1 protein-coding gene is annotated in these 400 nt (G+C 68.0%); it reads left to right on the top strand.

The genetic code is table 11. The features are described 5' to 3' along the window. Positions 1-233: hypothetical protein (locus I6F37_RS43235; protein WP_225154869.1), on the top strand; the 233-nt coding region annotated here is incomplete at its 5' end. Positions 234-400 lie beyond the last annotated feature (167 nt).

Below are 400 nucleotides of genomic sequence, written 5' to 3'. Positions count from 1 at the left end.
GTGCCGGCATGAAACGGGGCACGATCGCGTTGCTCGGTCCCGAAGGGCCCCCCCTCCTTCCCACTTTCCGCCGCGCTTGCCGCTACCAGCCTGAAGTGCTGCCGCTGATCCCCCGGCAGCTCCGCCAACTCGATTTTTCGGTCCCCGGCGAGCTGCTGACTGCGTCCTGTGACCTCTACAACGGCGACCTGATCGCCGGCGGGCGAGGCGAAATCCTGATCCGAGCCGCATGACTCTGCCGATTCGCAGTGTCCACGACGTCCCTCCGACTACTGGTCCCGATGCGACCGGTCGCTGCGCAAGCTGCGGATCGCGCCGGGCTTGCCCGCGGGTTGATGCGGCGGCGGAACCGCCGAGCCGTCGTCAATCCGGGACTCTGATTCCGCGGCCGCGGTTTCGT

Source organism: Bradyrhizobium sp. NBAIM08, assembly GCF_020193935.1.
Classification (GTDB): Bacteria; Pseudomonadota; Alphaproteobacteria; order Rhizobiales; family Xanthobacteraceae; genus Bradyrhizobium; species Bradyrhizobium yuanmingense.
This window is presented reverse-complemented; position numbering and strand designations above follow the sequence as displayed.